Below are 12,673 nucleotides of genomic sequence, written 5' to 3'. Positions count from 1 at the left end.
CTAAAAGTCACCATAAACAGTCTCGCCAAGGATGGCAAGTGCTTTGACTGCATCTTCCTTTGACGGAGGTTTGCCGTGCCAGTTGGAGTTATCCGGCATTGACCCCTCAAAGAAATGAACGCCTTTTCCCATTACCGTCGTTGCAAGCACAACCGAAGGTCTGCTCCGTTTCCCCCCTGCTCTCAGGTTCTCGATGGTGGAAACAAAATCCTCGATATCGTTACCGTTGCAGTGACAAACATCCCAGCCAAACGCCCGCCACTTGTCGGCAAACGGCTCAACACTCATAACATCGGTAACTTCACCGTCAATCTGCAGATTGTTGTAGTCAACTATACCAATCAGATTACCAAGTCCGTAATGAGCAGCACTCATGGCTGCCTCCCAGATCTGTCCCTCCTGACACTCTCCGTCACCCATCAGACAGAAAACATCGCTCTGCTTGCCATCCATGCGAAGTCCGAGAGCTGCACCGACGGCCGCAGAAAGTCCCTGACCAAGAGAGCCGGATGCGATTCTGATGCCCGGAAGCTTCGATTCGGACGTTGGATGGCCCTGAAGGTAGGAGTTGACCTGACGCAGTGAGTTCAGCTCACTCAGCGAGAAATAGCCTGCACGGGCAAGTACACTGTACCAGACCGGTGCGATGTGACCATTTGAAAGAAAAACCATATCAAGATCATGCTTCTCCCAGAACTCATGCGGTTTATGCAGGAGAAGGCGAAAGTAGAGGGCAGTAAAAATATCGGCCATTCCGAGTGAACCGCCGGTATGACCGGAATTGGCCATAGCGAGCATTCGGACAATATCCCGACGGACCTGTCGGGCCATCTCTTTGAGATCGTCAATCGAATCAAGCTCGAGAAGTGTGCCTTTTTTTTCGGCTGGATACAGTTTTAAGTCTTTTGCCATGGTAATTCAACAAAATTCTTGGGAATTAATGAACTATAAATTTGAACGTTACGGGTTCTGTTAAATAATAAAAAAAACTCATTCATGCTGCCGCTTTCTTTCCCTGATAAACTTCCAGACGGAAAAAAGAATGAGCAGTACAAAAAAGATCGTAACGGGAATACTGTAGAGGGCAACATAACCACCGATATTTTTCCAGTTACTTCCGAGAAAGTATCCGCCATAGAGCAGCAGCACATTCCAGAGCAGAGCACTTACTGCAGCCGCAAGCAGTACGAAGAGTGTTTTGAGATGCATCAGACCGGCCATGACCGAGATAACCGCTCTGGAACCAAACAGAAAACGGTTCAGAAAAACGGCAAGGTAACCATGGGTTGCAAATTTCCGGCGCAGAAGCTCCATGTCCGAAGGGGGGAAAAAACGGTGAACACGTTTTGAGAACCAGTGCTGTGCAGGAGTATCTCCACCGGAGTACAACTTCAATCCAAAATGTTTACTCAAAAGGAAAATCACCATAAATCCGGATACTGAACCCATCGAAGCCCAGAGTACGGTACCTGCAAAGGTAAGGCTGCTGCTGTAGATCAGGTACCCGATAAATGCAACAGGCACATCACCGGGTATCGGAGGGATTACGTTTTCGAGAAAAGCAATCAGAAAAAGAAATAGATAGACCGAAAAAGGGTCAGCATGCTGCAGATAACTGATTGCAGATTCAAGCATATTTTATTTCCGGTCTTCACATCTGTTGGTTTCAGTCAAGATCAAGAACACGTCTCTGCACTTCACTGTAGGCATCCTCAACGCCGCCAAGATCAAAACGGAAGCGGTCCTTGTCGAGCTTTTCGTTGGTGTCAAGATCCCAGAGACGGCAGGTGTCGGGACTTATCTCATCACCAAGCAGAATAGTGCCCTTGTTGCGGCCGAACTCAAGTTTGAAATCAACCAGCTTGAGTTTTCTGTCGGCAAAGAAGCGTCTGAGCACCAGATTGATTGCTTCCGCACGGTTCTTCAGTACCGCAATCTCCTCATAGGTGGCAACACCGAGAGCCACGGCATGAGCGTCATTCATCAGAGGATCATCAAGATCATCATTTTTCAGATAGAGCTCCACAATGGGTTGTTCAAGCAGTGTCCCTTCAGCAAAACCATACCGTTTTACCAGCGACCCTGCCGCGATGTTGCGAACGACGACCTCAACCTTGATGATATCGAGATAACGGCAGAGCATCTCACGCTCGGAGAGCTTTTCTACAAGATGGGTACGAATGCCGTTCTCTTCAAGCAGGGTAAACAGTTTGCAGGAGATTGCATTATTGACAACACCCTTGTCGGCTATGCTCCCTTTTTTCTTGTTGTTGAAAGCGGTAGCATCGTCCTTGAACTCCTGGATTACCAGGTCGCTGTCATCCGTTAAAAAAACCTTTTTTGCCTTGCCTTCATAAAGCTGTGTCGTCTTGTTCATCATTCCACTTTTAAATATTGATTGACTCCGGCCGGCAACAGCCGTTACTCTCTTTAAAAATATGCTCCTGCGCTCACTCGCTCTGCTGATCGGAAGCTGCCTGCTGCACGGCACCGGTCAGAACAATGGTAATCTGATCATCAGTGAGACCCTTCTCTTTCAGAAAATTCATAAATCTGAAGACGCCAAGATCTGAAAGCATGGCTTTCGGCTGGTCCTGTGGAGAGAGCCCCCTTGTACCGCTGTACTCCTTGGAGGTCTTGATCCAGTCTTCGATGAACTGTTCTGATTTGCCGTTTTCCAGAAAATATCCGGTAACGATCGTTTCAACCTCCTCTGTTACCGGGTCAGGGTGGGCCTGAAACAAAAGCTGCATCTCTTCTGAAATTCTCGTCAACACAATAACCGCTTCCCTGTTAAGGGTCTCCTCGAGGATATCTTTTGCCTGTTCCTTGACATCGCTCTTCTGGGTCATAGGGCCTTCCGGATCATTGGATAATAAAATATTGACATCTGAAAATTCCCGATTAAGTTACATAATGATTATGGTAAAGAAAAAAAATTAGACAGAAAGGGGTTATGAGCCGACTGCTCTGCTGTTTTTTTCTTGTTTCCATGGCCCTGTCGTGGTCTCCCTGTCACGCTGCCGGTGCTCCATCAGGCAGAAAAGAGATCGTGCTGTTGTGGTGGAACATTGAAAACCTTTTTGATACACACGACGACCCGGTGACCGATGACGACGAGTTCACCCCCCAGGGAAGCAGGAACTGGACGGCAAAAAAACTCTTGCTCAAGGAGATGCGTATCCGCCACACCCTCATGGCGGTCGAAGCCCATCCTGACTACGGGAAATTTCCTGACATCGTGGCATTTGCCGAAGTTGAAAACCGGCAGGTTTTTCAACAGACACTCTCCGGACTTCCGGGCATCACCTATAAAACGGTCTATTACGACTCTCCGGACCCGAGAGGTATCGATATCGGGCTTGCCTATAACCCGAAGGGTGTCACCTTGAAAGCATCCCGGGCCTATAGTGTCACCCTTGATGAAAAACCGACGCGAAAGATCATTATTGCCGAATTTTCAGATTCCGGAGACTCATTTCACCTGATTCTGAATCACTGGCCATCAAGAGCATTCGATACCGGGTGGAGTGAACCGAAACGTCTTGCTGCGGCAAAGGTCACCCGGCATATTCTTGACAGCCTCCGCTCATCCAATCCTACAGCCGATATCATTACCATGGGCGATTTTAACGATGAACCCGCCAATCGCTCACTTTCAGAGGGGCTTGGTTCATCATTTGATGCAGCACAAGTGCGTCGCAACAGCAAAACACTGCTCTACAACTGCTGGAGTGGCTATCAGGGAATCGGCAGCTACTACTATCATCGAAAATGGGAGCGTATTGACCAGATTCTTCTCTCTGCCGGCATGCTTGACAAGGAGGGTTTTTCTGTTTCCGGTGATCCATTCCGATGCTTTACATTCTCCCGGATGCTTCTCTACCCTGACAATAAGCCCTGGCCTACCTATGAAAAAAGGGAGTACCGTGGGGGCTACTCCGACCATTTGCCGCTGCTGCTGAAAATTCATTGAAAGAGCTCTCCTCTCCATCTGCACTTTTGCATGCAACACTCTGTTGATCGGAGGGTTGTGCGTCCATTTCCGGATACCATCGCTGCATTTTAAGCATCTTTTAAGCACCCGCTTACCCTTCTTTAAGGTTGATACCGGTATGTTTGAACTGTATTGAAAGCGCTCTCTTCGGCTGTTGTCATTACCCCTTGGGAGAAAAACAAATGCAAAACAGAAGGAATACCATGAAATGCCCGGCATGCAATACCATCAATCTTCTGATCTCTGAACGTCAGGGAATCGAACTTGATTATTGCCCGGAATGCCGCGGTGTATGGCTCGACAGGGGCGAGCTGGACAAGATTATTGAGCGCTCAGCAACTGAATTACGCCCGGTACGTCAGGAGCATCATAAGGAGGAATCACGTCACAGTTATCATGAAGAGGATCACGACTACTACACGGACCCGAAAACCGGCAGAAGAAAACGAAAAGGGGGCCCTCTCGGCTTTCTTGGAGAGTTGTTTGACTAAAGCTGTAATACCCTGCAATCGTCACAGAATCTTTATCAACCACAAAATCAAACTATCAGATGAAAAATAATTTCCTCTCTCTTTTGTGCTTACTGGTGCCGTTGATGCTGATCTCCTTATCGGGTTGCAACAATATGACATCTGAAATGAATAATTTTTCTATGGGTTCCGAATCGGGAAGCAACGATATTATAAAGGGTGGGGTGATAGGGCTCAGACGCGCTCTTGCCGTTGACACCACTTCAGCCAATGTGTTCATCGGGAGCGCTATCATTAAAATCGATTCCGGCGACTGCGAAGGGGCCATATCCGACCTTACCAGGGCAATAAAACTCAACCCGGAATCCGTAGTGGCTTACTCGGGAAGAGCAACCGCAAGATTTGCGGAAGAGGATCTGAAGGGGGCTTTGGCTGATCTTGTCATGGCCGAAAAACTTAAGCTGACGGAATCCCTCGGATTGAGAGTGCTCTGAGAGCAAAGAGAACCGATCACCACCATGCCGGAGCATGCCGTTTAATTCAAGGGAGCTGTCCGGCGAGCCTTATCATGAAGTCAGAGCCAGTTTCTGCTTTTAAAGAACATCACTCCGGAAGTTGAGAGCAGAAAAGAGAAGAGCAGAATAAACCAGAACCCTAAGGGTGAATTTTCAAAGGTATTGGGCACATTCATCCCGTACAGGCTTGCGATAAGGGTCGGGATCATCAGAATGATCGATATCGACGTAAGCCGCTTCATCACTACATTCAGATTATTGGAAATTACCGAGGCATAGGCATCCATCATACCGCTGAGAATATCACTGTAGATGTTCGTAATCTCCTGTGCCTGTTTCAGCTCGACCTCGACATCCTCTATCAGATCAAGATCATAAGCATCTCTTTTTGATTTGATATTCTTTATGCGGTGAAGCAGAATATCATTGCCCTTGAGAGATGTCAAAAAATAGACAAGACATTTCTCGATCTGGAGCAGTGTCTGAAGATCCTCGTTTTTAATGGACTTGTCGAGCTTGCTTTCAGCATTTTTTATCTGCTGGTTGATCTGTTTCAGATACTTGAGAAACCAGATACTTGAAGAGAGGAGGAGCTTGAGAAGCAGATCAAAATTGTTTTCGACCGTGATATTTTTGCGTTTCGTATGCTCGATAAAGTCCTGTATCAGTTCGGTTTCAAAAAAACAGACCGAAAGGATAATATCCTCATTGAAAATAACACCGAGCGGGATGGTCGTGAACGGAAGATCATCGTCATTGGTTTTATAGGGAATTCTCAACAGAATAAAGTACCATCCATCCTCAACTTCAATACGCGGCCTCTCATCGATATCCTCAATATCGTTATAAAAGGACAAGGGGACTTTAAGCTCATTGATTACATAATCCCGGTCATCATCGCTGGGACATTCAATGTTAATCCAGCAGTTCTTCTGCCACGTTTCAATGGGCTCCAGTCCGTTTCCGTTTTTAAGAAATACCCGCATGATGATGACCTGTTAAGTAATGATATAAACTCAGTCCTTCCTTTAATCGCGGAACCATGTAATAGCGGCAGCCATCAGAAGGTCGCGTCACGCTGCCCGATGCTTCTGATTACTTGATATATTGTTAACCGTCCACTCAACCTTCTCCCGGAAGGGCGATTGTCGAGCGGAACAACCCTCTTTCCGGCAAATTTCACAGGAGTAGTCAAGGCATCCATCGGTATGCACAAAGAGCTCGATAGATTCGCCGAACTCTGTGCTGACCAGTTGATTGAGGCGGTCAATTTCCTCGTGAGCCTCATGAACATTGAGATACCACGGAACAGTCAGATGGCAGTCGAGATGCAGGGTACTGCCATACTTGATAATCCGCAAGTTATGAAGATCTACCCAGTTTTCCCCCCTGTTTATCTGTAATATTTGAACCATTTTTTCCAGTAACGCTTCATCCGCCTCATCCATAATTCCCCGGAGCGAGTCGCGGATGATTTTGTATCCGGTAAAGACAATCAGGAGCGCGAAGAGAAGGGCAACCGCGCTGTCGAGCCAGGCGATTTTGGTAAAAAAGAGGAGAATCAGTCCGACAATGATGCCGATCGTTGAATAGGTATCAGACTGGAGGTGTTTACCGCTTGCAACAAGCGCCAGGGAGTTGTTTTTAAGCCCCTTTTTTACCGCAACCGCACCGACAAGGTAGTTGATTACCGCTGTTGCTGATATCAGGTAGATGCCAAAATCAAGCTGGCCTATCTGGCGTGGATTTCCAAGACCTTTTACTGCCTCATAAATAATGAGTAACCCTGCGGCTGAAATCAGTGCTCCTTCAATCGCCGCCGAGATGAACTCCACTTTGCCGTGACCATAGGGATGACTGGTATCTTTTGGTTTGGCAGATACATAGAGGCTGTATAATCCGATGAATGCACTGGTCACATTGACCGTGCTTTCAAGTGCATCGGTAAGAATGGCTACAGAGTTGGTCAGATACCATGCTGCCATTTTAATCAAAAACAGCAGAACACCGGTAACTGCCACGATTTTCTGAAAGTTGAAGTTCTGTTTTGCAGTGCTCATTATGGTGCAGAAAATCTTTGAACGAAAAAAAAAGCAACGCAACCGCGTGTAAGGGAGAGGCTATTGACGAGAGTACCTTCCTGATCTGAAGACGCCGGTTAATTTCAGCAGTTCAAACCAGAGCACACTGCCGAATCCGGCAGCAAGACAAAGGAGAAGATCCGTGAAACGGATGGCAGAAAATCTGAACAGTGTGACAAAAAACGGAACATAGAGCACAATTCCAAGAAAAAGCATTGCGCCGGCGATAACCGGAATCAGTGCTGAATTCGGGAAAAAGAGCGATGCCCGGATGGTCGTGCTCCAGGAGCGGTTGGTCAGAATGAGGCAGAGATTGGCAATCATGAGTGTTGTAAAGGTAAGCGTTCGAACTTCGGCAATGCCAGCCCCCCTGTTGTGGAAAAACCAGAAAATACCCATGACAACACCAAGCACCACAACTCCCTGCATGACACCGGCAGCGATCATGCTGCGGCTGAATAAAGGCTCATCTGCTCTCCTTGGCGTGCGAGTCATAACATCACGCTCCTCCTGCTCTCCCTCAAAAACAATCGAACAGGCCGGATCAATGATAAGCTCAAGAAAAGCAATATGGGCCGGCAAAAAAAGCAGCGGCCACTGAAAAAGCACAGGAAGAAGCAGCATCCCGGCAATAGGTACGTGAATGGCAAAAATATAGGCAATTGCCTTTCGGATATTGTCAAAAATCCGGCGTCCAAGCCTTATGGCCTCTACTATGGATGAGAAATCATCGTCAAGGAGTACCATCGATGCCGACTCCCTTGCTACATCGCTTCCCCGTCCCCCCATGGCAATGCCGATATTAGCGGCTTTAAGAGCCGGAGCATCATTGACCCCGTCACCGGTCATGGCCACAATCTCCCCATGCATCTGGAGAGCTTTAACCAGACGAAGTTTCTGTTCAGGAACGACTCTGGCAAAAATATTCACCGAACCAATCCGCTCCTGCAGCTCCGTTTCCGCCATCCCCTCCAGCTCACTGCCGGTCAAAACCATTTCCGGCTCTTTCAAGCCTATCTGACGCGCAATAGTTGTGGCTGTGCCGGGATAATCGCCGGTAATCATCACGACACGGATACCGGCGGCATAACACTCCGCTATAGCCGCGGGCACGGTCGGCCTGACCGGATCCGCAAGCCCGATAAGGCCGAGAAATTCAAAGACGAAGTCATGCTGTTTTTCCGGCAGTTCGGAATGCACAAAATATGCCCGTGCTACTCCAAGCACCCGCAATCCGGTATCTGCCAGCTCATTGATGCGAAGAGAGAGTTGCTGTATTGTCAACGCATCGAGATGGCAGAGATCCATAACCGCTTCGGGAGCACCTTTGGCTGCTATGATATATTTTTCGCGACCCTCCGACTTCCAGACCCGGGAAAGGGAGAGCAGCTCTCTGGACAGAGGATACTCATGCACCAGATTCCAGTCACCATGCAGGTGTTCACTCTCCTTCAGATACCTATCTCCGATGAGCCTGATGGCCTTTTCCATCGGATCAAAAGGATCGAGCTGACTTGCCAGGATACTGAACTCAACCAGTTCGTGGAAATCTTCGGGCATCTCTTGTTCTTCTGATGATGTGATATCGATACGCTTCTCTCCGGCAATGAGGGCATCGACTGTCATCCGGTTCATGGTCAGCGTGCCGGTCTTGTCTACACAGAGCACCGTAGCTGACCCGAGCGTCTCTATTGCCGGCATTCGGCGCGTAAGCACCTGTTTTTTGGAGATCCGCCATGCGCCCATAGCAAGAAATATGGTCAGCACAACCGGAAGTTCTTCGGGGAGAGTAGCCATGGCGAGGGTAATACCCGCAAGCACCCCTTCAAGCCATTCCCCCCTGTGTGTGAAGGAGTAGAAAAGGATCACAACAATGCAAAGAGAAATTCCGACAATGGCAAGATTTTGCACCCATCTGCCGGTCTCCTTCTCAAGCCGGGTCTCTTCCTGCGCTACACCCTTAATCACCTTGCCTATCTTTCCGAGTTCCGTACCGTTGCCGATAGCTGTTACTCTGGCAATCCCCTGCCCCTGAACCACAAGTGTACCCGACCAGAGAAACGGAAGGTCATCACCACCTGGGCGGACATCAACGGCCGCGCTCTCTTCGTCACTCTTCCTGACAGGAACCGACTCTCCGGTCAAAAGCGATTCATCAACCATAAGATTAAGCGCGGAGAGGAGTTGAGCGTCTGCCGGAACACGGTCCCCCTCACCGACAACAAGCAGATCACCTTTTACCACCTCACGTCCGGCAATACGGCGCTGGGCTCTATCCCTGATAACAGAGGCTCTCGGACTGGAGAGATCTTTTAACACTTCGAGTGCATGCTCTGTTTTCCGCTCCTGATAGAGTGTAAGAGCCATCACGAAAAACACAAAACCGAGCAGCATCAATGCCTCATAGAGATCACCAAGAACCAGATAGACCGCTCCGCAGGCGACAAGAAGGAGAAACATCGGCTCCCTGACTACGCCGAATGCAAGGATAAAGAGGTTGCGCCGGCTGGAGGAAGGCAGCTCATTGTATCCATCGGAGGCAAGTCTGGCGGCGGCTTCTGCATCAGAAAGGCCGACAAACTCCTCCTGCGGTATGCTGTTGTTCATGAAGGCTGCGGGTAAACAATCCTTAACGCACAAAGAGAACTTATACTACCGTTCCGTACTTTATAAGATAGTGCGAAGAAGAGGTAAAACACTATGCATGATACCCGTGACTGATTTTATACATAAACCATGACGACTGCCAGCAAAAAGCACTCTCTCCTGAAGCGATTCTGGGGGATTTTCGGTCCCGGCCTTATCACCGGAGCAAGTGATGACGACCCCTCAGGGATCGCCACCTACACGCAGGCCGGTGCCGCCTTCGGCTCCCAGCTGCTCTGGAGTGCCATTGTCACCTACCCTCTGATGGTCTCTGTTCAGGAGATGTGCGCCCGCATAGGGCTCGTAACCAATCACGGGCTGATCGGCATCATCAAGAAATATTACCCGAAATATCTTCTCTATCTGATCCTGATTATCAGCTTCCCCTCCATAACACTCAATATCGGCGCCGATATTGCCGGAATGGGAGCCGTCGGCAACCTGCTCTTTCCGGCCATACCCGCATTTTCATTCTCGATTCTCTTTACCGCCCTTATACTCTACAGTGTCATCTTCTGGTCGTACCATAAAATAGCCTTCATACTCAAATGGCTCTGTATCAGCCTCGTCAGCTATATTCTTATCCCCTTTCTTATCGGTGTTGACTGGCCCCATGTTCTGAAGGATACCTTTCTGCCGTCGTTCACACCCGACAAAGCCTATTTCCTGATGCTGGTCGGCATTCTCGGCACGACAATCTCTCCCTATCTCTTTTTCTGGCAGGCATCCATGGAGGTTGAAGAGCGGCACGAAAAAAAGCTTATGGTGGATAAACGAATTATCGAGGAGATGGAGGCGGATGTCAAGGGTGGAATGCTCTTTACCAATATTGTTTTCTACTTCATCATTCTTGCTGCGGGCACCGTACTCTTCAATGCCGGAATCCATAACATCACTACCGTGGAGGAGGCAGCCCGTGCGCTGCGCCCTTTGGCCGGAGACCAGGCCTATCTTCTCTTTGCCCTCGGCGTTATCGGTACCGGGTTTCTTGCCATTCCGGTACTTGGCGGAGCATTGAGTTACATGATGGCGGAAACCTTCGGATGGAAAGAGGGACTTGACAAAAAATACTATGAGGCTCCGGGATTCTACCTCACCATGGCCATATCGCTTATAGTTGGTCTGTTGATCCACTTTATCGGCATCAGTCCGATACAGGCGCTCATCTACACCGCCGTGCTTTACGGCGTTACTGCCCCTGTGCTCATTGCACTCATCCTGCACATCTGCAACAGCAAAAAAATAATGGGCAGGTACACCAACAAATTCTGGTCGAATTTCTTCGGTATTGCAACCTTTATTCTGATGACCGTCTCATCACTCTTTCTGCTCTGGTACACCCTCGGTAACTGAATGAATGGATGTTCAGCCGACTATCGCGGGTTGTTCTTTGAGCAAACGGTGAAAACAGTACGGGTTATTGTGATACTGGCCTGTTGAAGCTATCGACATGACTGAGCACCCCCCTTTACATTTTTCACCATGCTCACAAGCTGTACAGTTATCTCCAAGATCGGCAGTTGAAAATCTCCTTGTACCGGAAAAGGAGTTTTCATCAAACCAGATATCCCAGAGTTCACGCTCACGCAGGCTTCCCTCAACATAACGGTCAGGCATGGAAAGACACCCTTTGATCAACCCGTTACTGGTGATGCCGCAGGATGAGATGCCGGCAGCACACCCGCTCCAGGCTCTTGTTCTTGAGTCAAGTGATGAGAAGTAGCCGACACCGTCCGCAGGTACAAGATTAATCATTGATGAAGAACATGGCTCCTGGCGACACTGGATGAAGCTTCCAAGTTCAAGAAATGTTTCATCGGAGAGGGTAAGTTCACCCTCTTTTGCCCGCCCGAGAGAAAAGGTTGGCTGTACCTGCCAGTGTTCAATACCGAGATTGCAGATAAATGTTTCAAGTGCCTGAAGTTCCTCAATGTTAGTGTCGTTGACCGCCGTGATCACGGCAATGGGAATACCCGCTTTGAGGGCTGTCTCTATGCCGCTGACAATTGTTCTGAAGAGTCCCGGCCTTTCCCTTATTCGGTCGTGCGTCGCTTCAAGACCGTCAAGGCTGATACCGACAGTTGCAATACCACTCTCTTTGAGTTGAGGAACATTTTCTTTCAGAAGCGAGCCATTTGTAACCATCCGTACCGGGATGCCAAGCTTGTTAAGGTGCGTAGTAACAGCAAACCACTCCGGACGGAGCAGAGGTTCTCCTCCGGTGATATCGACTTCCTGAACAAAAAGATCCGGAAACTGATCGCAAATAGAGAGCAGTTCTTCCAGAGAGAGCTCATTTGAACGGGACCTTGTGGTTGCAGCAGAAGCACAGTGCCGGCATCTGAGATTGCAGGCAAGGGTAAGTTCGAGGCCTATAACGATTGGAAATCCTTCAAAAGACATGGTGGGGGGCTCCTTTTTTTGAAGTCGAAAAATCAAACATCATTCCGGGACGAGCGTTGAGCTCATCCCGGAAAAACAGGAGAAGATCATAGGAGTTTGTTAGCCTTTGCGTAGCTCATCAGCGCGATGTAGTCACCAGCCTTCAGGGTCACTTCACGATGTGAAATGATGTCATCGGCGATGTTCATGATCGCAGAAGCGATCTCCTTTGGCGGTTCAGCACCTTCTGCCACATGTGCCACAACCTGCTCTCTGATCATGTCGAAAAATTTCTCTGACGGCCTTACCTTGAGAAGATCAGCCCGTTTTGCCAGCAGTTTGTCAATAATCACCAGATACATGACCACACTGGGGTCGAATTTTAAATGCATTCTGATTGAGCCCATGATGTAACCTCCCCTTGTTAATTGTTTCAAATACCGACTACTCTTTCTTTCTGAAAAGCCGCACAGATCCATCGATCAATCTGTCTCATAAACGTATTCATACGGTGTTATATTATAATTTATTCCGAATTATAGCAACTATCTTTTCAAATAGTCATCCGCATTGTTTAATATT

At 48.5% G+C, this 12,673-nt stretch carries 13 protein-coding genes; 4 read left to right on the top strand and 9 right to left on the bottom strand.

What is annotated here, in order from left to right; genetic code table 11:
• From CFERDRAFT_RS08925 to CFERDRAFT_RS08910, 4 genes are all read right to left on the bottom strand, one after another.
• The gene (locus CFERDRAFT_RS08925) at positions 1–912 is read right to left on the bottom strand and encodes a transketolase (RefSeq protein WP_006366899.1); all 912 of its coding nucleotides are present in this window, start codon (positions 910–912) and stop codon (positions 1–3) included.
• A 78-nt stretch (positions 913–990) separates the two neighbouring features.
• The gene (locus CFERDRAFT_RS08920) at positions 991–1,635 is read right to left on the bottom strand and encodes a DedA family protein (RefSeq protein ID WP_006366898.1); all 645 of its coding nucleotides are present in this window, start codon (positions 1,633–1,635) and stop codon (positions 991–993) included.
• 31 nt (positions 1,636–1,666) lie between these two features.
• Positions 1,667–2,377 carry a phosphoribosylaminoimidazolesuccinocarboxamide synthase gene (gene purC, locus CFERDRAFT_RS08915; protein WP_040433602.1) on the bottom strand — a complete coding sequence of 237 codons (711 nt, stop codon included), beginning with the start codon at positions 2,375–2,377 and terminating at the stop codon, positions 1,667–1,669.
• 73 nt (positions 2,378–2,450) lie between these two features.
• Positions 2,451–2,852, bottom strand: a complete 402-nt coding sequence (locus CFERDRAFT_RS08910; RefSeq protein WP_006366896.1) for a hypothetical protein — start codon at positions 2,850–2,852, stop codon at positions 2,451–2,453.
• A gap of 104 nt (positions 2,853–2,956) precedes the next feature.
• On the opposite strand from CFERDRAFT_RS08910, the gene CFERDRAFT_RS08905 reads away from it, so the two are divergent.
• The 3 genes from CFERDRAFT_RS08905 to CFERDRAFT_RS08895 all read left to right on the top strand — a co-directional run bounded on the left by CFERDRAFT_RS08905 (position 2,957) and on the right by CFERDRAFT_RS08895 (position 4,961).
• Positions 2,957–3,976, top strand: a complete 1,020-nt coding sequence (locus CFERDRAFT_RS08905) for an endonuclease/exonuclease/phosphatase family protein (RefSeq protein WP_006366895.1) — start codon at positions 2,957–2,959, stop codon at positions 3,974–3,976.
• A 224-nt stretch (positions 3,977–4,200) separates the two neighbouring features.
• Positions 4,201–4,488 (top strand): TFIIB-type zinc ribbon-containing protein, encoded by a 288-nt coding sequence (locus CFERDRAFT_RS08900; RefSeq protein ID WP_040433598.1) that lies wholly within the window; start codon positions 4,201–4,203, stop codon positions 4,486–4,488.
• 146 nt (positions 4,489–4,634) lie between these two features.
• Entirely contained in the window at positions 4,635–4,961 is a 327-nt protein-coding gene (locus CFERDRAFT_RS08895) for a tetratricopeptide repeat protein (RefSeq protein WP_144277126.1), read from the top strand.
• 80 nt (positions 4,962–5,041) lie between these two features.
• On the opposite strand, the gene CFERDRAFT_RS08890 is transcribed toward CFERDRAFT_RS08895, so the two are convergent.
• From CFERDRAFT_RS08890 to CFERDRAFT_RS08880, 3 genes are all read right to left on the bottom strand, one after another.
• Entirely contained in the window at positions 5,042–5,968 is a 927-nt protein-coding gene (locus CFERDRAFT_RS08890; protein ID WP_006366892.1) for a magnesium transporter CorA family protein, read from the bottom strand.
• Positions 5,969–6,055: 87 nt separating this feature from the next.
• Positions 6,056–7,042, bottom strand: a complete 987-nt coding sequence (locus CFERDRAFT_RS08885; RefSeq protein ID WP_006366891.1) for a cation diffusion facilitator family transporter — start codon at positions 7,040–7,042, stop codon at positions 6,056–6,058.
• A gap of 60 nt (positions 7,043–7,102) precedes the next feature.
• On the bottom strand, positions 7,103–9,670 hold the full coding sequence (locus CFERDRAFT_RS08880; RefSeq protein WP_006366890.1) for a cation-translocating P-type ATPase: 2,568 nt from the start codon (positions 9,668–9,670) through the stop codon (positions 7,103–7,105).
• Positions 9,671–9,799: 129 nt separating this feature from the next.
• On the opposite strand from CFERDRAFT_RS08880, the gene CFERDRAFT_RS08875 reads away from it, so the two are divergent.
• Complete coding sequence (locus CFERDRAFT_RS08875; protein ID WP_006366889.1) at positions 9,800–11,062, top strand: NRAMP family divalent metal transporter; 1,263 nt, start codon at positions 9,800–9,802, stop codon at positions 11,060–11,062.
• Positions 11,063–11,074: 12 nt separating this feature from the next.
• On the opposite strand, the gene CFERDRAFT_RS08870 is transcribed toward CFERDRAFT_RS08875, so the two are convergent.
• Together CFERDRAFT_RS08870 and CFERDRAFT_RS08865 are read right to left on the bottom strand one after the other, a co-directional pair.
• Positions 11,075–12,112 (bottom strand): radical SAM/SPASM domain-containing protein, encoded by a 1,038-nt coding sequence (locus CFERDRAFT_RS08870; RefSeq protein ID WP_006366888.1) that lies wholly within the window; start codon positions 12,110–12,112, stop codon positions 11,075–11,077.
• An 86-nt stretch (positions 12,113–12,198) separates the two neighbouring features.
• A complete protein-coding gene (locus CFERDRAFT_RS08865; RefSeq protein WP_232209790.1) occupies positions 12,199–12,483 on the bottom strand; it encodes a hypothetical protein in 285 nt (94 codons plus the stop codon).
• Positions 12,484–12,673 lie beyond the last annotated feature (190 nt).

It is taken from the genome of Chlorobium ferrooxidans DSM 13031 (assembly GCF_000168715.1).
Classification (GTDB): domain Bacteria; phylum Bacteroidota; class Chlorobiia; order Chlorobiales; family Chlorobiaceae; genus Chlorobium; species Chlorobium ferrooxidans.
This window is presented reverse-complemented; position numbering and strand designations above follow the sequence as displayed.